General features: G+C 64.9%; 17 protein-coding genes. 3 read left to right on the forward strand and 14 right to left on the reverse strand.

Going from position 1 to position 18118, the window contains the following annotated elements:
• Positions 1-239 precede the first annotated feature (239 nt).
• Entirely contained in the window at positions 240-878 is a 639-nt protein-coding gene (locus QRN59_RS19250; protein ID WP_284984044.1) for a VOC family protein, read from the forward strand.
• Positions 879-1180: 302 nt separating this feature from the next.
• On the opposite strand, the gene QRN59_RS19255 is transcribed toward QRN59_RS19250, so the two are convergent.
• Complete coding sequence (locus tag QRN59_RS19255; protein WP_284984045.1) at positions 1181-1945, reverse strand: CPBP family intramembrane glutamic endopeptidase; 765 nt, start codon at positions 1943-1945, stop codon at positions 1181-1183.
• Positions 1946-2045: 100 nt separating this feature from the next.
• On the opposite strand from QRN59_RS19255, the gene QRN59_RS19260 reads away from it, so the two are divergent.
• Complete coding sequence (locus QRN59_RS19260; RefSeq protein ID WP_284984046.1) at positions 2046-2726, forward strand: histidine phosphatase family protein; 681 nt, start codon at positions 2046-2048, stop codon at positions 2724-2726.
• A 14-nt stretch (positions 2727-2740) separates the two neighbouring features.
• Here the strand turns inward: QRN59_RS19260 and QRN59_RS19265 are convergent, their stop codons facing one another.
• The 11 genes from QRN59_RS19265 to tdh all read right to left on the reverse strand — a co-directional run bounded on the left by QRN59_RS19265 (position 2741) and on the right by tdh (position 14108).
• Positions 2741-3532: a DeoR/GlpR family DNA-binding transcription regulator gene (locus QRN59_RS19265; protein WP_234750768.1), complete on the reverse strand. Its 792-nt coding sequence runs from the start codon at positions 3530-3532 to the stop codon at positions 2741-2743.
• 23 nt (positions 3533-3555) lie between these two features.
• Positions 3556-4395, reverse strand: a complete 840-nt coding sequence (locus QRN59_RS19270; protein WP_284984047.1) for a class II fructose-bisphosphate aldolase — start codon at positions 4393-4395, stop codon at positions 3556-3558.
• Complete coding sequence (locus tag QRN59_RS19275) at positions 4392-5363, reverse strand: 1-phosphofructokinase family hexose kinase (protein ID WP_284984048.1); 972 nt, start codon at positions 5361-5363, stop codon at positions 4392-4394. The genes QRN59_RS19270 and QRN59_RS19275 overlap by 4 nt, the downstream gene beginning before the upstream one ends.
• 8 nt (positions 5364-5371) lie before the next feature.
• Entirely contained in the window at positions 5372-6322 is a 951-nt protein-coding gene (locus QRN59_RS19280; RefSeq protein WP_284984049.1) for an ROK family protein, read from the reverse strand.
• 8 nt (positions 6323-6330) lie between these two features.
• On the reverse strand, positions 6331-7278 hold the full coding sequence (locus QRN59_RS19285; RefSeq protein WP_284984050.1) for an SIS domain-containing protein: 948 nt from the start codon (positions 7276-7278) through the stop codon (positions 6331-6333).
• A gap of 192 nt (positions 7279-7470) precedes the next feature.
• Entirely contained in the window at positions 7471-8694 is a 1224-nt protein-coding gene (gene hutI, locus QRN59_RS19290) for an imidazolonepropionase (protein ID WP_284984051.1), read from the reverse strand.
• A gap of 11 nt (positions 8695-8705) precedes the next feature.
• Positions 8706-9818: an NAD(P)/FAD-dependent oxidoreductase gene (locus tag QRN59_RS19295; RefSeq protein WP_284984052.1), complete on the reverse strand. Its 1113-nt coding sequence runs from the start codon at positions 9816-9818 to the stop codon at positions 8706-8708.
• Between the two features lie 40 nt (positions 9819-9858).
• Positions 9859-10329: a pyridoxamine 5'-phosphate oxidase family protein gene (locus QRN59_RS19300; protein WP_284984053.1), complete on the reverse strand. Its 471-nt coding sequence runs from the start codon at positions 10327-10329 to the stop codon at positions 9859-9861.
• 55 nt (positions 10330-10384) lie between these two features.
• The gene (locus QRN59_RS19305) at positions 10385-11785 is read right to left on the reverse strand and encodes a 6-phospho-beta-glucosidase (RefSeq protein ID WP_284984054.1); all 1401 of its coding nucleotides are present in this window, start codon (positions 11783-11785) and stop codon (positions 10385-10387) included.
• 6 nt (positions 11786-11791) lie between these two features.
• Positions 11792-13000, reverse strand: a complete 1209-nt coding sequence (locus QRN59_RS19310; protein ID WP_284984055.1) for a glycine C-acetyltransferase — start codon at positions 12998-13000, stop codon at positions 11792-11794.
• Positions 13001-13061: 61 nt separating this feature from the next.
• A complete protein-coding gene (gene tdh, locus QRN59_RS19315; RefSeq protein WP_284984056.1) occupies positions 13062-14108 on the reverse strand; it encodes an L-threonine 3-dehydrogenase in 1047 nt (348 codons plus the stop codon).
• 115 nt (positions 14109-14223) lie between these two features.
• On the opposite strand from tdh, the gene QRN59_RS19320 reads away from it, so the two are divergent.
• Positions 14224-15162, forward strand: a complete 939-nt coding sequence (locus QRN59_RS19320) for a LysR family transcriptional regulator (protein WP_284984057.1) — start codon at positions 14224-14226, stop codon at positions 15160-15162.
• Here the strand turns inward: QRN59_RS19320 and QRN59_RS19325 are convergent.
• Together QRN59_RS19325 and QRN59_RS19330 are read right to left on the reverse strand one after the other, a co-directional pair.
• Positions 15159-16343, reverse strand: coding sequence for a Gfo/Idh/MocA family protein (locus QRN59_RS19325; RefSeq protein WP_284984058.1), 1185 nt, complete (start codon positions 16341-16343; stop codon positions 15159-15161). The genes QRN59_RS19320 and QRN59_RS19325 overlap by 4 nt on opposite strands.
• A 10-nt stretch (positions 16344-16353) precedes the next feature.
• Entirely contained in the window at positions 16354-18075 is a 1722-nt protein-coding gene (locus QRN59_RS19330; protein WP_284984059.1) for a DUF4091 domain-containing protein, read from the reverse strand.
• Between the last annotated feature and the right edge of the window lie 43 nt (positions 18076-18118).

The following is an 18118-nucleotide window of genomic DNA, read 5'->3' on the forward strand; positions in this document are numbered from 1 at the left end:
CCTGGTTGTCTGGGCTTTTGCCGTGATTCAGCCTGCGGAGCTGCGGTATTCAGCCTGCCGGCGTTCGGGTGCCGCCAGTCTAGGGACGGTATTGCGGGCTCCGGAAGCTTTGTGACGAACACAGTAGTTTTCGGTCTTGGCGCGTCCTGAAGTGACTCTGAGCTGCCTTTTCGATACATCCCACCTTGGTTAGGCTTGGCTTAGCTGAGAGCTCCATCACAAAGTGCCAAGATGAAGCCATGCGCATGGATCACGTCTCTTACGCTTGTGAACGAGATGGCCTCTTGGCCACCACCGAGCGGATTTCCGCAGCATTGGGAGTGGACGCAGTCCGGGGCGGAGTGCACCCGCGCTTCGGTACCCGGAACATGATCATCCCCCTTGCTGACCACAAATACCTGGAAGTTGTCGAGGTCCTTGACCACCCGGCATCCGACAAGGCACCTTTTGGACAAGCCGTCCGTGCGCGCTCCGCCGCGGGAGGTGGGTGGATGGGCTGGTGCGTCGCTGTTGACGACCTGAGCCCGTTCGAACAGCGGCTCGGACGCGCCGCTGTTCCCGGCAACCGCAAGTTTCCGGATGGCCGCGAACTCGTCTGGTCGCAGATCGGCATCCTGGGACTCATCGCCGATCCCCAGGTTCCCTACTTGCTCCGTTGGGAGGGCGACCCTGCACTTCACCCGTCCCTCGTGTACCCAAGCGATGTCAAGATGTCCAGCCTCACTATTGCCGGCTCCGCGGAGCGCGTCACCGAGTGGCTTGGGGAACCCGTGGAAAAGCCGCTGGAGGACGTTGCTGTCCAATGGATGGCTCCGCACGGAACGCCGGGAATCATGTCGGTAACGTTCGAAACCACCAACGGAGCCGTCACCATCTGACGGACCATCCCGTCACCATGAGACGGACCAACGGGCCGGGAAGGCCCGGAAAACTTCGGCCGCCATATGCGGGTGCCAATGACGTCACCCCACAATGGCGGCCGAAACCTTTTAAGGGCGTTGTTCCTAACCCGGGTTATAGGACAAACGTGGGTAAATCCCGGGCGCGTCGCGTCCGTCCCGGGATCGTCTTCGCTCGGATGTTGGATTCTGCTCAATCATTCGAATGGACAAATTCCGGACCCGCGGAATCACGGGACCGGCAACTTCGGCGAAGGGAATGATCCAGCAGAATCCGACCCCTACCCCAGCCCGATGGCCTTGCCGAAGACGCTGAAGCCGACGAACGCCACGATGTCCAGGAGGGCGTGGGCCACGACGAGCGGCATGACGCGTTTGGTCTTCGTGTAAATCCAGCCGAACACGAGGCCCATGACGGCGTTGCCGATGAAGGGCCCGAAGCCTTGGTACAGGTGGTAGCTGCCGCGAAGGAGCGCGCTGAGCAGGATCGCCAGCGGGGTGCTCCACCCGAACTTCCCGAACCGGTCCAGGAGGTAGCCCACCACGATGACTTCTTCGACGACGGCGTGCCGCACCGCGGAGAGGACCAGCACCGGCACGGTCCACCAGTAGGAGTCCAGGCCGCTGGGGATGATCGCCGTCGTGATCCCCAGGGCGCGGCCGGCCGCATAGAGCCCCAGCGACGGGATTCCGATCAGCGCAGCGAGGCCCAGTCCTTGCAACGCGTCACGGCCCGGGCGGGCGAAGTTGAAGCCCAGCCGGGTGAATCCCGAGGGACTCTCGGCCGTTTGGCGGTGCAAAGACAGGAAGTAGAACACCAACACCACAGGGACCAGAGCGAACGCGATATCCAGCAGCTGGTAGGTGAGATCGAAGTACTCGCGCGTGCTCTGCGAGCGGTTGAGGGTAGACGTCGCATGGGCCAAAGGCCCCTGGGTCATCTTGTCCAACAACTGCACCACGGAGTACACGGCCGATTGGCCCAGGGACAGGCCAAGGACAATCAGCACTTCGGCGCGCAACCGGCGCGTTGAGGCTAGGAGCATGCTCCTATCTTGCCCGCATTTGCCTGATGTTTTCCTCAGAGCCGGGTCCCCGGTGTCCGCTTGCATGGGCCGGGCGATTCCTGACCCTATGCTTGGTGGGATGAGCGCGCCAGCACGAATCTTCATGATCCGGCACGGCCAGTCCGCCGCCAATGCCGACACTTCCATCTACAACCGTGTGCCCGACTACCGCATCCCGCTGACGGAGCTTGGCATCGAGCAGGCACGGGCCGCGGGTGAGGCCCTGCGCAGGAAGCTCGACGGCGAACCTGTGTGCGTTTATGTCTCTCCGTACCTCCGGGCATACCAGACCCTCGAGGCACTGAATCTGGACAGCATCACGGAAAGGGTGATCGAGGAGCCCCGGCTGCGTGAACAGGACTGGGCCAACTTCCAGATTGCCGGAGACATCGGGGACCAGAAGGAGCTTCGCAACCTCTACGGGCACTTCTTCTACCGGTTCCGCGAGGGCGAATCAGGCTCCGATGTCTACGACCGGATTTCGTCCTTCATGGAAACCCTGTACCGGCATTGGGAAAAACCCGACTACGCGCCCAACACCCTGCTGGTAACCCATGGCCTCACCATGCGGCTCTTCTGCATGCGATGGTTCCACTGGTCGGTGGAGTACTTCGAGTCCCTCAACAACCCGGGCAACGCGGAGCTACGGACACTTATCCGCAACGACCAGGACAAGTACGATCTCGACACGCCCTTCAGCCAGTGGGTGCAGCGCAGCACGGACGAAACCGTGCTGAACGCTCCCCCGATGGTCTTCTGACGGGCACAACGCCGCTAGGCGTCCTTGGCCACGATCACCTCGGTGCCGCTGGCTTCAAATGCTGCCTTGTCCTCTGCCGTGATGCCCGAATCCGTGATGAGCCGGCGGAAATCGTACCCGGCCATGGCCGCGAAGGCACGCTTGCCGATCTTCGTGGAGTCGGCCAGGACATAGGAGTCGGTGGCGCGTCGGGCCATGACGGTATTCACCATGGCTTCTCCCTCGTCGGTGATGGTGGGGCCGATCTTGGGATCGACTCCATTAACGCCGATGAAGGCGATGTCCAAGGCAACCTTCTGCATGATGACATCCGTGTAAGGCCCGACAAGTTCATAGGAACGCGGGTTCAGGATGCCGCCGGTGACCATGATCTTGATGTTGGGTCTCACGGCAAGCTGGGCGGCGATGTTAATGGCATTGGTGACCACCGTGAGCATGGGCCGGTTGGAGGGCGCATTGAGGTCTTCGCGGGTGGACAGCACCTGGGCCAGGGCCGTGTTGGTGGTGCCGCCGCTGAGTCCGATCACTGCCCCGGGCATGATGAGCTCCGAAGCTGCCAAGGCAATCTGCTGCTTGGCCTCGGCGTGATCATCCCTGTTGTAGCGCCCCGGAAGTTCGTAGGCCACTGATCCTGTGGTTGCACCGCCGCGGGTACGGCTCAGGAGCCGCTGCTTGGCGAGGCTGTCCAGATCACGGCGCGCAGTAGCCGGCGAGACGGCCAGTCGGGTCACGATATCCTCGACCTCAACATGCCCTGACTCGGCGAGGAGATCAAGGATGGCTGTCAGTCGATCGTTGCGGGTCATCACGAACCTTCCGGAAATTGGGACTAGTTCACTTTCGCGAACAGCGTCAGCAGACGTGCGGTTTCCAACACCAGGGCGTCCCGTCCGGCCTTGATGTACTTGCGGGAGTCCACCACGGAAGGGTTGGCATCCAGGTACTCACGGACGGCGCGGGTGAAAAACCCGTTCAAGTGTGTGGATACGTTGATCTTAGTCATACCGGCCCGGATTGCCGCCACCAGCGTTTCGTCCGCCACGCCGGAGGACCCGTGGAGGACGAGCGGCAGCTGGACGGCCTCTTTGAGCCGGGTGATGAGGGCCAAGTCCAAGGCTGCGCTGCGTTCGGTCATCGCGTGCGAGGAACCGACGGCGACGGCGAGGGCGTCGACGCCGGTGGCGTCGACGAAGGAACGGGCCTCGGCCGGATCCGTCCGGACTCCCGGAGCATGGGCACCGTCCTTTCCTCCCACTTTCCCGAGCTCGGCCTCGACGTACACGCCGTGGTCCTGGGCGTATGTGGCGATCCGACGCGTGACTTCAACGTTCGAGTCATAAGGCAAGTGCGCGCCGTCGTACATGACGGACCCGAACCCGAGGTCGACAGCCTGCAGGGCCAGCTCTTCGGATTCGGCGTGGTCCAGGTGCAGGGCCACGGGCACCGAAGAGTCCCTGGCGATGGACATTGCACCCCGGGCAATCGGGACGAGTCCGCCGTGGAAACGGACGCAGTTCTCGGAGATTTGCAGGATCAACGGGACACCCGCTGTCTCCGCCCCCGCCACCAGGCCTTCCGCGGTTTCGAGGTGGATCACGTTGAAGGCACCCTGTCCGATTCCGTTGGCCGCGGCGGTATCCATGAGTTCCCGTGTACTGACGAGCGTCACAGGGTCTCCTTCCAGCTGAGAATGAGTTGGTCTTCGAGATCCGCGTAGAGCGGCGAGATCTCGCCGGCGGCAGGCATGAGCACCGCGGCGGCGGACCAGGCGGTTGCCCGGCGGAGGATGGTGGGGATGTCGGTGATGCCGGCGGCGAGGGCGACGGCGGCAGCCGCCACTCCGGCATCGCCGGCTCCAGTCGGGTTGCCGCTGAGTGGTTCCGGGAGCCGGGCGCTCCAGTAGCCTCCGGGGGCGGCATGGTGGAACGCAAGCATGCCTTCGGCGCCGGCACTGACCAGGACGGTTTTGGCGCCGAGGGCGATCAATCGCCGTGCCGCGACGTCCAGGCTGCTTTCCCCGGTCGCTTCGAGGAGTTCGTGATTGTTGGGCTTGAGGAGATCCGCCCCGGCCCGTGCGGCGGCGATGATCCCGGGACCGGAGGTATCGACGACGGCGGGAATCCCGGCGTCGTGCGCGAGACGCACCAGCGCCGGGTAGAAGTCGGCGGGCGCGCCGGGCGGCAGGCTGCCGGAACCGACAAGCGCTCCCGCGCTTTGCCCGCCCGGGTTGTCGATGTGCAGGGCGTCGACGACGGCGGCGGCCAGCGCCTGCCATTCGGACGGTTGGAGGGGGCTCCCCTCCTCATTGAAGATTGACGTTTCGCCGCCCACCGTATCGACGAGGGCGACGCTGCGCCGGGTTTCCGCGGCGACCGGAATCAGGCGATGCGGCACGCCGCTGCTGAGCAGTTCGGCAGCGAATTCCGCACCGGCCGTGCCGCCCGAGGGCGCGAGTGCCAGCACGGGATGGCCCAGCTGGTGGGCCACGCGCGCAACGTTGAGGCCTTTTCCACCTGCACGGCTGAGGGGTGCCGGGACGCGATGGCTTGCTCCGGGGGTGATCCCGGCGACGTGGTAGCTGAGGTCGACGGCCGGATTGGGCGTGACGGTGATGACCCGTTTCATGGCTTGTTTCATGGCCTGTTTCATCGCCTCATACCCGTGCCGGAGGCGTCCTTCGCCGCCGGGAGCTGGGCCCGGGCCCTCATGGCGGCACCGAGCAGGCCTGCATCCTGGCCCAGTTGGGCGCGCATGATGACGGGCCGGCGCTGGAAATCGAGCAGCTCATCGAGGCGCGAACGCAGTGGCTGCAGGAGTCCTTCTCCCGCTTCGGCAAGCCCGCCGCCCACCACCACGGCTTCCGTGCCGATGATGCTGACGCATTGGCTGAGGCTGAAAGCGAGTGCGTCCACTGCATCGGCCCAGATCCGGGCCGCAAGCGCATCGCCCGCGTTGGCCCGTTCGAGGACTTCACGGGCACCCGTGCGCGGAGTTCCGGCTTTGTCGCTGTAACGCCGGGCGATCGCTCCGGCGGAGCCCACGGCCTCGAGGATCGTGTGGCCCGGGCCGTCGGGGTCCGGAACGAGGGCGTGGCCCAGCTCGCCTGCGAAGCCGCCTGCGCGTACCGGGTACCCGTCGGAGATGACGGCGGCGGCAATTCCGGTTCCAACCACCATCACCACGACGTTTCGAAAATCGCGGGCCGCTCCGAACCGGAATTCGGCTTCGGCGGCCGTGCTGACATCGTGGCCGAAGGAGACCGGCAGCCCGAGGCGCTGCGCGGCCTTTTCCCCGAAGGGAAAGTTCCGCCATCCCAGGTTCGCCGAATAGATCCCCACTCCGGTGTCGGAGTCCACGATTCCCGGAACCACAATGCAAGCGGCCTTCGCCGGGTGGCCGGGAAATTCAGCGGCAAACTCAGCAGCCAGCGCGGCGATGGCGTCCAGGATCGCCTCGCCCGGCCGCAAGGGATCATGCGGCGTAGCAGTCCGGCGCAGGCCCAGGACATTCCCGGCCGTGTCGACAAGGCCTGCCTTCAGATCCGTGCCGCCGACATCGAAGGCCAGGACTGCGGATTCAGCGGTTCCGAGAACCATGGGGTTGCCTAGGCCGTGGCGTTCAGGACGACAGAACGCGTGAGGTTGCGCGGCAGATCGGGGTTGAGGCCGCGCACGCGTGCCCGCTCCAAGGTGACTTTATGGACCCGGGCCAGCTCGGCGAGCGGGTGCTTGCCGGTGTTGACATAGAGGGCGCCTGTGCGGCTCATATCGGCGTCCAAGCCCTCAGGCTGCGGGCCGAAGATCCACGTCACTCGACCAGGAGCGGCAATGGAAATGGGACCGTGCCGGTATTCCATCGCCGGATAGGATTCGGTCCAGCCCTGCACTGCTTCGCGCATCTTGAGTCCGGCTTCGTGGGCCAGGCCAACGGTCCAGCCGGTACCGAGGAAGGTGAACTGTTCGGCGTCGAGCAGTTCCTGGGAAACAGGCTCGGCGACGGCAGCGGCGGCGTCCTCGATTGCTGTGCCGAGTTCGATACCCAGGCTCGTCAGGAGGTACACGAGGGCCGTCGTGGCGAAACGGGTCTGGACCACCGATTTCTCGTCCGCGTAGGGAAGGCCGATCACGGCGTCGGCCAGGGCGGTGATGGGCGAATTCAGGTCCCCGATCAGCGCAACCGTCCGGGGTTTCCCGCTGACGGCCTTTCCGCGCACGGCTTCCAGGAGCTCAAGTACCTCCGTGGTGGTGCCGGAGCGGGTGATGGCGATGACGGCGTCGTATTGGCGGCCGGCGCTGTTGTGATTGAGGAAGGCTTCAGACGCCGCGAATGCGTCGGTGACGCCCTTGCCCGCGGCCTCCCGGGCAGCGGCATAGCTCTGCGCCATGAACCATGAGGTACCGCAACCGACGACGGCGACTCGCTCACCGTCAGCAGGAAGCAGGTGCCCTGCCTTGGCTTGCTCAAGTTCGCACTGCTCGATGGCCCGCTTCCAGACCTCGGGCTGCGAAACAAGCTCTTCTTCCATGAAGGCCCCGAGGGTGTTGTTACTCATCGCACTTACCATTCCTGTCCGCGCTTCTTCGACGCACTCTTCAACTCAACGATTTGACGTTTTATGATCCATATAAACACTAAACGATCATATTCAATCGCACAAGGATCGTGGCAGGCCCCACGCGCGCCGAAAGAAAAAGCAGGACCCCTCCATGTGGAGAGGCCCTGCTTTGTTGACTCGGGAGCGATGCTAGACCGCGCGGACGCCTGCCCGCCACACCGCGATGGTCAGCGGGATACCCGGACGGTACGCCAAGTGCGTCGCCGATGGCGCCTTGAGCATGTGCAGGTCCGCGCGGTGCCCGACCGCGATCGAACCCACTGCCCTTTCGCCGTCGACGTCGTTGCCCGATTCCCTGCCGAGCGCCAGCGCACCACCATAGGTGGCCGCCCGGACGGCTTCGTGGACGCTCAGTCGCATCTGCAGCACCGCCGTGGTGACGCAGAAGGCGATGGAGCTCGTGTAGGAGGTGCCGGGGTTGCAGTTCGCGGCCAAGGCAATCTGCACCCCCGCGTCGATCAACGCGCGGCCCGGGGCGAGCGGCTGGCGGGTGGAAAGATCGCAAGCGGGCAGGCACGTGGCCACCGTGCCCCGCGCACCCGTTCCGGTGGAGGCGTCCCAGCCGCTCCAGGTTCCGGCGAGCGCCTCGATATCGGCCGCCGAAAGGTAATTGACGTGGTCAACGCTCGCCGCACCGAACTCCACGGCCAACTGCACGCCGGGTCCCTCACCCAATTGGTTGCCGTGGACACGCAGGCCCAGGCCCGCATCGCGGCACGCGGACAGGACGCGGCGCGACTGCTCTTCGGTGAAGGCGCCGCGCTCGCAGAAAACGTCGGCCCAGCGGACGTACGGGCGGACGGCGTCGAGCATCGGACCGCAGACGAGGTCCGTGTATTCCTCGGCGTCTGCTCCGGCCGGAACCAAATGCGCGCCGAGGTACGTGACTTCATCCACCGTCGCCGCCGCGATGCGCGCACTGCGGGCCTCGTTCTCGAGGTCCAGTCCGTAGCCGGTCTTGCTCTCGAGGTAGGTCGTGCCTTGGGAGACGGCCTCGGCCACGCGCCCGGCAGCGAGCCGGGTCAGCTCCTCGTCGCTCGCGGCGCGCGTGGCGCCCGTGGTGACGGCGATCCCGCCAGCACTGTAGCTCTGGCCCGCCATCCTGGCCTCGAATTCGGCGGTGCGGTCCCCGGCAAAAATCAGGTGCGAATGCGAGTCCACCCACCCCGGGAGTACGGCCCGGCCTTCCGCGTCCACGTGCTCATCAGCCGAGGGAGCCTTCGACGCCGGACCGATCCAGGAAATCCGCTCACCTTCGATCACCACGGCGGCGTCCTTGAGGACACGATGCTCCGTATCCTGGGTCATCAGTTCGCCGATGTTGCTGATCAGTGTGCTCGTCTGCCCGCTCATGAACCTATTGTTCAACGGCGGATGGACCAACGCGCGGCGGCGAGCTCCCTAGGTGTCCGGGATACCGGACTAAGCCCGGATCCGGAGCCAGGGAACGCCGAACCCAGGATCTCCGCGGCCGCGAGTTCGGCGATGGCGGAAGAGGTCTGGAAACCGTAGCCGCCTTGGCCCGCAAGCCAGAAGAAGCCGGGAGCCTCGGCGTCGAAACCCACCACCGGAACGCCGTCGGCCGCTTCGGTGCGCAACCCGGTCCACGCATTGGCCACTGAGCGGATGCCCAACGAGGTGATCGAATTCAACCGGGCCACGAGCTCTTCCACGTCGCCGGGCCGCGGCTGCGCGTCTTCGGGGCCGCTCGGCACCGTCTCCGACGGCGAAATGAGCACCTGTTCGCCCTCGCGACGGAAGTAGTAGGTGTCATCCGCGGCGCACACCATGGGGCTTCCGAGCGGAAGCGGGCGTTCGACGTCGACGATTGCCGCCGTGCGCCGGAACGGCTGCAAGCCCAGCTTTTCCACCCCGCTGAGCACCGCGAGTTCATCCGCCCAGGCACCTGCTGCGTTGACGACGACGACGGACTGGAAGCCTTCCAGCCCGGCGCCCAATTGCCAGCCCGAACCGAGGCGTTGGGCCGAATGGACCCTGGCGCCGGTGATGATGTCCACTCCCCCGGCCTCGGCACGTTGCCGGTGGTCCTCCAATAGCACGGGCGTATTGCAGGCGAATGACTCTGTATCGAGGCCAGCGGCCGTGAAAGCCCCGGGATTCAGTGCCGGGCACAGCTCAAGGGCTTCGGCGTGCGTGATGGGGTGCATATGCCCGCTGGATTCTGCCTTGACCGTTGCTTCGTCGCCCACCAACATGAACGAGCGCGGCTCCAGCACCGGTACCGGCAACGCGGCGTCGCGGGCCGCCATCAATTCCAGGGTGCGGACGGTCAGTTCCTGCACGACGGCTGGGCCGAAGCTCGGGATCAACTGCCGGGCCGAGCGGGAGGACGTGTGGTAGGCCAGTGTCTGTTCGGCTTCTACGAGGGCCACCGAGCACCGGCCGGCCAGCGCTGAAGCCAGCGACAACCCGGCGATGCCTCCACCGACAATTACCACATCATAATTTGCAGCCATCCCACCATCCTGTCAGCGGATAGGCCCAGATGCGAGGGTGCTATTCCACCGCGGACGGCTTGATGCCGCTGTAGGGGGTCCACCATGTGAGCGGCTCCGTGACGGTGAAGCGCCGCCCCGAGATCGAATCCGCGGGAACCCGCACGAAATGGTCCTTCTTGCCGGCTTCCCAAGGAAACAGGGGCAGCGAGAACGAGTTGACCACGTCGTCGATCTGTTTGACGGGAGCTGCTTTGCCATGGAGCACAACACTCCACGCGACTCCGGTGTCCGCGTCGACGCCGTCCACCTCCATGGCCACCGGGAATTCGCCCAGAGCCGCGGCGAGCTTTGTGCCCGCTCCGGTCCTGAAGACAACGGTCCCCTGGTCCACGGTGTAGTTGATCGGAAAAATGTCAGGGTGGTCTCCGAGCCACACGGCCAGCCTGCCGACAGACACGCCCCTCAGGAGATTCCAGCATTGCTGCGAATCCAACACCTCGGTTACACGTTGTGCTGCATCTTTGTCCATGCTGCAGATACTAGGCCTCCGATCCCCCTTGGGACAGTGCTGCCAGGAAGGGGACTCAGCGGAGGTACTGGAGCTCCTTGAAATGGTTGATGTAGTCATCCAGGAGGGCTTCTGCCACCCTGACCGAGTCCACGAGCGGGTTCATGGCCATCGCCTTGTAGGCGGAGCGGCGGGAACCGGTGAGCGCAGCGTCGATCGTGGCCCGTTCCACTGCTTTGGCGTTGATGACGAGTCCGCGCGCGTAGTCCGGAAGAGCCTTGGCCGGGAGCAAGCGGACTCCGCCGGCATCCACGAGGCAGGGCGCCTCGATGACGGCGTCGGCGTCGAGCTCAGCCAGGGTGCCCCCATTGGGCACATTCAGGATCAGGCGGGCCGTTTCCCCCTGGCTGATGGCGCGCATGATCGCCAAGGCCACGGCCTCGTAGCCGCCGGACACCAGGTCCTCGGCGTCGCGTTCGAACGTACCGGCTGCGTCCCTGTTGCTCTGCATGTACGTCTCTTCGCGGTCGAGCTTGGTCTTTTCCCAGAGCCTGAGGGCTGATTTCGACGACGGGACCCCCGGGGCGGGCCCCGCACCGCCGTCGTTCGCTTCCGCCAGCCCGCTGTAGAAGGTCGACTGCTGCCTCGCCAAGTAGGCGCCGCGGGTGGTTTCGGCGCGCCGGTCGGCGTCGAGCGCTTCCCGCCTGAAGTAGTAGTAATGCAGATACTCGTTGGGAACCGCGCCCATGGCTTTGATCCATGAAGCGCCGAACAGCCGGCCTTCTTCAAAGGACTCGATGGCGCCGTCGTCGGCCAGGAGCCGCAGCAGGACATCCTCACCGTCGACCACCAGTCCACGCAGCCAGCCCAGGTGGTTGAGGCCGATGTAGTCGATTTCCACGGAACCGTCCCGGAAGGCTGCCGCTCCGCGGTGGATTCCGGCTGCGAGCAGGCATCTCCTGGCCAGCCCCACCGGCGAATCGCAGATCCCCACCACCTTGTTGCCAAGGACCCGCGTCATGACTTCGGTGATGACGCCGGCCGGGTTGGTGAAGTTGATGAACCAGGCTTCCGGAGCATGCTTCTTCACGGACTCGGCGATGTCCAGGACCACGGGAATGGTCCGCAAAGCATACGAAATCCCCCCGGCGCCTACGGTCTCCTGCCCGATGACTCCGTGCTCCAGGGCGATCCGTTCATCTGCGGCGCGCCCCTCCAGCCCGCCCACCCGGATGGCAGAGAAGATGAAGTCGGTGCCCGGCAACGCCTCTGACAGCTCCGTGAACATCCGCACTGCGGGTGCATCGGGCACCCCTTCGGCCATGTCGGCGAGGACCCTGGCCACCACGCCCAGGCGCGCGGGGTCGGCGTCGAACAGCCTGAGTTCGGTGACCCGGCCGGGCCCGTGGTCCGACAGCAGAGCCGAATAGACCAGGGGAACCCGGAATCCCCCGCCGCCCAGGATGGTGAGGATCATGGGAACTCAGAGCCCCGCGGCGGCACGGCTCTTTACAAAGGCCTGGACACAGGCCTCAACGTCCTCGGTGCTGTGCGCCGCCGAGAGCTGAACCCGGATCCGGGCGGCTCCCTTGGGCACCACGGGGTAGCTGAACGCCGTGACGAACACTCCGTGGTGGAGCATCTCGTCGGCGACCTTCGCGGCCGCCACGGCGTCGCCGAACATCACCGGAATGATGGCGTGCTCGCCGTCGAGCAGCTCGAAGCCTTCCTCGCTCATGCGGCGGCGGAACAGGGCGGCGTTCTCGAAGAGCCTCGAGCGGAGCTCGCCCGAACCCTGGACCAGCTCAATGGCTTTGATGGTGGCTGCAACGATTGCCGGAGCCAAGGAGTTGGAGAACAGGTACGGGCGGGCCTTCTGGCGCAGCATGGCGATGATTTCGCTGCGGCCGGAGACGTAGCCGCCGGAGGCGCCGCCAAGGGCCTTGCCGAACGTACCGGTGTAGATGTCGATCCTGTTTGAAACACCGGCGTGTTCCGGGGTTCCGGCGCCCGTGGCTCCCATGAAGCCGACGGCGTGGGAATCGTCCACCATGACCAGCGCGTCGTGCTCTTCCGCGAGATCGCAGATGGCCTCGAGCGGAGCGAGGTAGCCGTCCATGGAGAACACGCCGTCCGTCACGATGATCTTGCGCCGGGCCGGCGCCTCGCCGGTTGAGGCCTCGATCAGCTTGGCTTCGAGGTCAGCCATGTCCTGGTTGGCGTAGCGGAAGCGCTTGGCCTTGCTGAGCCGGATGCCGTCGATGATGGAGGCGTGGTTCAGGGAATCGGAGATGATGGCGTCCTCGGCCCCGAACAGCGACTCGAAGACGCCTCCGTTGGCGTCGAAGCAGCTGGAGAACAGGATGGTGTCCTCGGTTCCGAGGAACTGTGAGACCCGGGCCTCGAGCTCAAGGTGCAGGTCCTGGGTACCGCAGATGAATCGGACGGATGCCATGCCGAAGCCGCGCTCGTCCATGGCGGACTTGGCGGCAGCGATGATATCCGGGTGGTCCGCGAGGCCCAGGTAGTTGTTGGCGCAGAAATTCAGGACGGTGTTCGCCGGCTGGCCGAGCTGGCCTGCGGAGATGTGGCTGGCCTGGGGCGAGTCAATGTGGCGTTCGGTCTTGAAGAGGCCCGCGGTGCGGATCTCTTCAAGCTCGCCCTGCAGCTGGTCTTTGATGCTCGAGTACATTGGTGGCTCCTGGTACTGGGGGTCTCTGGTACTGGGGTCTTGGAGAGGACTTTACGGTGTCTTAGATTTCGGTCCAGTCGAGGACAACCTTGCCGCCCGTGCCGGCCCGGGCGATTTCGAAGCCCTTTTCCCAATCGGTGGCGGACAGCTTGTCCGTGACGACGGCGGAAATGTGGCTGTGCAGTACGGGGTTGGAGGACAGCATGGCGCTCATGGCGTACCAGGTTTCGTACATTTCGCGGCCGTAGATGCCCTTGAGGGTCAGCATGTGGGTGACCACTTTGCCCCAGTCGATGTCAATGGACTGGCTGGGCAAGCCAAGCATGGCGATGCGTCCGCCGTGGTTCATGTTGTTGATCATCTCAGGCAGGGCCGTGGGATGTCCGGACATTTCCAGGCCGATGTCGAATCCTTCGCGCATGCCAAGCTCGCGCTGGGCATCCTTGACGCGCATCTTCGACACATCGACTGCGAGGTCCACGCCCATGTTCCGGGCGAGTTCGAGGCGGGGAGCGGAGACGTCCGTGATGGCAATCTTGCGGGCACCTGCGTGGCGCGCGACGGCGATTGCCATGAGTCCGATGGGCCCGGCACCTGTGATGAGCACATCCTCGCCGACCAAGGGGAAGCTCAGTGCGGTGTGGACGGCGTTGCCGAAGGGGTCGAAGATGGCGCCGAGCTCAGGAGTGATGGAGGGATCCTGGTGGACCCAGACGTTGGTCTCCGGGATGACGACGTACTCGGCAAAAGCACCATCGCGCTGCACGCCCACCGACACCGTGTGGATGCACATCTGGCGGCGGCCTGCACGGCAATTGCGGCAGATTCCGCAGACCACGTGGCCTTCACCGGAGACACGGTCGCCGACCTTGACGTCGCGGACGTCCTCGCCCACGGAGACCACTTCGCCGTAGAACTCGTGTCCGGCGATCAACGGAGTCTCGATGATGCCCTCCGCCCACGCGTCCCAGGACTGGATGTGCAGGTCCGTTCCGCAGATGCCCGTGGTCATGACGCGGATCTTGACATCGCTGGGACCTGCCTCCGGCTCGGGGCGTTCGACGAGTTCAAAACCAGCGTGGGGACCGGACTTGTAGAGAGCCTTCATGGGTCTTCCTAACTCAAGGGACTGGGCCGTTTGTGTGCCGTTTCACTTCATTGAAGCCCCACGGACGGTTTAGCACAACTAGGTTTTTCTCAATCAACGATTTAGCATTTGCTAAATGGAAGTTCATCAGCTCCAAATGCTCAGGGAACTAGGAGATCTCGGCAGTGTCAAGGCCGTAGCCGAGACGCTCATGGTCACCCCGTCGGCCGTCTCCCAGCAGCTCGCACTCCTCCAGAAGTCGGTGGACGTGCCGCTGACCCGCAAGGAAGGCCGCGCCCTGGTGCTCACCGATGCGGGCCGGGTCCTCGCCGACGCCGGAGCCGCCGTCGTGAGCGCCATGGCCGATGCCCGGGCAGCCATCGGCGCGTACCACGACTCACCGGGCTCCACCGTGACCGTGAGCGCATTCCACAGTGCAGGCCAGGCTTTGTTCGCTCCGCTCGCGGCTTTTCTGACCACCGCGCGCAATGCGGGTCCGGAAAACAGTGTTCCCCGCGTGAAGCTCGCCGACGAAGACGTAGCGCAGGAGGACTTTCCTGGCCTCGCCGCGCGTTATGACCTCGTGCTGGCGCACCGGATGGAGCACAGCCCCGGGTGGCCCACCGACAAAGTAGCCGTGATCCCGCTCGCCGACGAACCGCTCGACGTCGCGTTGCCTTCCGGGCACCCGCTCGCGGCGCGCCGCGAACTCAGGCCGGCCGACGTCGTCGGGCAGCCCTGGGTGACCAGCCGCGCCGGCTACTCCCCCGCGGACGTGCTGGCCGCCGTCGTCGCCGTCAGTGGTCGTCCGGCGGATGTCCTGCACCGCATCAACGACTACTCCACCGTGGCATCGCTCGTAGCGGACGGTGGAGCGATTGGTCTCCTCCCGCGGTTCACCGCCCAGCGGGTACTGGACGCCGGCGTGGTGCTGCGTCCGCTCGCGGGGGTGAATTCCGTGCGCAAGATCGACATCCTGGCGAGGCCGGAAACCCTGAAACGGAAATCGGTCATGACGGTCTGCGAAGCCCTGCAGACCGTCATGACCGAACTCGCAGGCGGCTCGGGACGCTAATGTTCCCGGACCCGGGCCGGCTGGCCCGCGTTGAAATACTCCACGAGCTCTTCGGGCAACGCCGGAACCTCGCGGGTGCAACCGTCGCCCCGGAGGGACTCGGTGGCGAGCACTCCCGCGGCCACGGCCTCGCGGGCCGCGATCGGCGAAGTCGCAGTGGCGCCCCCGTCCTTGGCGAACCGCAGGAACTCAGCTATGAGCAGGGGGTCCGCACCGCCATGGCCGCCTTCTCCGTCACGGACCAAGACCTTCTGGTCGGGCTCGGCGAAACCGGAGGTGGTCCTGGTGGTCCACACGTAGATCTGGTCGCCGGCCCCGTCGCCGAAGTTCTCGAGCCTTCCCTTGGTGCCGATCACCGTGTAGTTCCGCCAATAGTCCGGGGTGAAATGGCACTGCTGGTACGAGGCGAGCACGCCGTTATCCAGGACCATGTTCATCATCGAGATGTCCTCGACGTCGATCGTCTCGGCGAGGTCCGTCTGTTCGGTGGGGGGCCAATTATTCACGGAGAACCAATCCCGCATGCGGCGCGCCGTGTTGTCGCGGCGGGAAGCGACGTCCCCGTAGACGGCCAACTCGCCGATCGCCTGCACCTTGGTGCTGTACCCGCCGGCGAGCCAGTGGATGACGTCGATATCGTGCGCGCCCTTTTGCAGCAGCAGCCCTGTGGTGTTGGCACGCTGGGCGTGCCAGTCCTTGAAATAGTAGTCCCCTCCGTTCCCCACGAAGTGCCGGCACCATACTGCCTTGACGTCTCCGATGGTCCCGGCCTGGATGATTTCGCGCATCTGCACCACCACCGGCATGTGCCGCATGTTGTGGCCCACATAGAGTCGCGTTCCGGTGTCGAAGGCTGTCTGGAGGATAAGGTCGGCTGCCTCCAGCGTGACGTCAAGCGGTTTCTCGCAGAAGGTGGGAATGCCCGCCTTGAGCGTCCGGACGGCGACGGCGGCGTGCTGGTTGTCCGGCGTCAGGACCAGGACCGCGTCCAGGCCGGAGGTCAACAAGGCGTCCAAGTCGTCGGTGATGACCGCCGTCGGGATCTTCTCGGCCGCATCCGCCCTGCCGCGCTCGCCCAGATCGCACACGACGGTGACTTCCGAGCCGTGGCCGGGCTTGTGCGCGTGGCGCCACAGTGACGACCGCAAGCCGAATCCGACGATGCCTACTTTGAGGTCCATAAGTACTTTCCTAACTAGATACGTTGATGCGCCGGCGTGTTTGACCCACGCGCCGCGCGATTCCTTGGTTGACCAGCTCGCGGACCCTTCGGTAATGAAGGGGGTCGTAGCTGAAGCTGTCCATGGCGAGGCACCCGCCCGAACCGTTCGAATCGATGAGCGCCAGCACCTCCTCGCGACCGGCCAGCTTGGCCAGGAGGGAGAGTGCCCGGTGGTCCCACATGGCCTGGGCGAACACTTTGTAACGGATCGACTCCCACGGCACCCCATCCGGTCCCGGGTAGACCATGAAGGCGTCGCCGCCCGGAAAAGCTCCTCCGGCACAGGTGTCCTTGAAGGGGTCTACGGGCGCCAGCGAGTGGGCTGTGTTGTAGAAGTTGAATCCCCAATGCAGGAAGCCAGCACACGCCAGGGCGAAGAGCTGGTGGCCCAACACCCGGTTTCGCACTGAAGGCATGGAAATGAACCGGTTGGCAACGCCGGTGTCCTGCGCGACGCAGTAATAGACCCACAAGTCCTTCACCCCGGCCGCCAGGAACGGTGCCACGGCATCGCTTGCCACCACTGGTGTCGGCACTGCGCCGCTGTTGTAGAACTCAAAGTCGCTCAGGGCGTCAACCACCATCAGACCGTCCAGGAGATCCGCGACGACGTCCTTTGCCTGCTGGTACCCCGCCAAGGCTTCGGCCCCCTCGGGTTCATCGGAAATGTGGAAAACGACCCGGTCAAGGGACCAGTGCTCTGCCAGGAATGAACGCAGGGCCGGCAGCAGCTCCGCCATCAGCTCCCGGTAGGACGGCGACGTCGACGGCACGTCCCAGCCAAAGCGCCGTTCCAGGCCTTGCGTGGTCTCGACGTAGATCGCCGGCGTCGCCCTGGCACCCCATTGTGTAAACAAGTGGGCGATTTCCAAGTACTGGATGCCGTGTTTGGCACAAAGGCCTACCCAGCGCAGCAGCTTGCTGAAATCGAGGTGGTAGCCGGAGTCTTCGCGGATCCCAATCAGCTGGGTGGGCAGCCGCGTTCCCCCGACGGCTGTGTCCAGCGGAGGAGTCCACGTCGGTGTCAGGAGCGAATTGGCTCCCATCCTTGCCGCAGAACCCATGAAGGCATCGATGATCGACCAATGCTCCTCGCTGAAAACGCCGACGCCGTAATGGCTCGCCAAGCCGTCGCAGTGGAACCAGTGCGCGCTCACGATCTCCAGTTCCGGGGCTGGAGTCGCCAGGACCGTGACGTCGATGGTGGTGGTGAAGAGCGTGTTGCCTTCCATGTTCCGCACCGAGATCCCGAGTTCGTGGTCGCCCGCATGCTCCACGGAAGGCATCATGAGGTCGATCCACGCAGCAGTCCATTGCCCGTAGAGAGGCTTGACCAGACCATCCGGGGCAGGCCGCAAAAGGTCGGGATACAAACCGGGAGTGTCCCGGTCATAGCCGCCATCATGCTGCGGGAATGCCGCCAATGAACAAGGCACCAGCTCAACCTGTGAAATGGAGGCAAACCCTGCCGCCGGACTATCGATTACAACTTCCAACGGCCCCGACAGCCGAAAATCGTGTTTCATGGGCGGCCTGAGGGCCACCTGGACCGACGCGGTCTCGCCGGGAAAAACGGACATCGGGATGGTCCTGTCGAACGGCCGTGGTGGAGCGTCCGGGTAGACCTTTTCCAAGGAGTCCACCACCACGAACGACCAGCCGTCCTGAGGGACCGGGTCCTGTTCCGTCAAGGCTGCGATCCTTTCCTGTGTGAGTCTCTACGAGGGTCTCGAC

Origin of the sequence: Arthrobacter sp. efr-133-TYG-118 (genome assembly GCF_030209755.1) — a bacterium.
GTDB lineage: Bacteria > Actinomycetota > Actinomycetes > Actinomycetales > Micrococcaceae > Arthrobacter.

Bases quoted from the DNA above. Each gene is read 5' to 3' on its own strand.
- QRN59_RS19250 (WP_284984044.1), top strand. From the start codon at position 240: ATGCGCATGGATCACGTCTCTTACGCTTGTGAACGAGATGGCCTCTTG.
- QRN59_RS19255 (WP_284984045.1), bottom strand. From the start codon at position 1,945: ATGCTCCTAGCCTCAACGCGCCGGTTGCGCGCCGAAGTGCTGATTGTC.
- QRN59_RS19260 (WP_284984046.1), top strand. From the start codon at position 2,046: ATGAGCGCGCCAGCACGAATCTTCATGATCCGGCACGGCCAGTCCGCC.
- QRN59_RS19265 (WP_234750768.1), bottom strand. From the start codon at position 3,532: ATGACCCGCAACGATCGACTGACAGCCATCCTTGATCTCCTCGCCGAG.
- QRN59_RS19275 (WP_284984048.1), bottom strand. From the start codon at position 5,363: ATGAAACAAGCCATGAAACGGGTCATCACCGTCACGCCCAATCCGGCC.
- QRN59_RS19280 (WP_284984049.1), bottom strand. From the start codon at position 6,322: ATGGTTCTCGGAACCGCTGAATCCGCAGTCCTGGCCTTCGATGTCGGC.
- QRN59_RS19285 (WP_284984050.1), bottom strand. From the start codon at position 7,278: ATGAGTAACAACACCCTCGGGGCCTTCATGGAAGAAGAGCTTGTTTCG.
- hutI (WP_284984051.1), bottom strand. From the start codon at position 8,694: ATGAGCGGGCAGACGAGCACACTGATCAGCAACATCGGCGAACTGATG.
- QRN59_RS19295 (WP_284984052.1), bottom strand. From the start codon at position 9,818: ATGGCTGCAAATTATGATGTGGTAATTGTCGGTGGAGGCATCGCCGGG.
- QRN59_RS19300 (WP_284984053.1), bottom strand. From the start codon at position 10,329: ATGGACAAAGATGCAGCACAACGTGTAACCGAGGTGTTGGATTCGCAG.
- QRN59_RS19305 (WP_284984054.1), bottom strand. From the start codon at position 11,785: ATGATCCTCACCATCCTGGGCGGCGGGGGATTCCGGGTTCCCCTGGTC.
- QRN59_RS19310 (WP_284984055.1), bottom strand. From the start codon at position 13,000: ATGTACTCGAGCATCAAAGACCAGCTGCAGGGCGAGCTTGAAGAGATC.
- tdh (WP_284984056.1), bottom strand. From the start codon at position 14,108: ATGAAGGCTCTCTACAAGTCCGGTCCCCACGCTGGTTTTGAACTCGTC.
- QRN59_RS19320 (WP_284984057.1), top strand. From the start codon at position 14,224: ATGGAAGTTCATCAGCTCCAAATGCTCAGGGAACTAGGAGATCTCGGC.
- QRN59_RS19325 (WP_284984058.1), bottom strand. From the start codon at position 16,343: ATGGACCTCAAAGTAGGCATCGTCGGATTCGGCTTGCGGTCGTCACTG.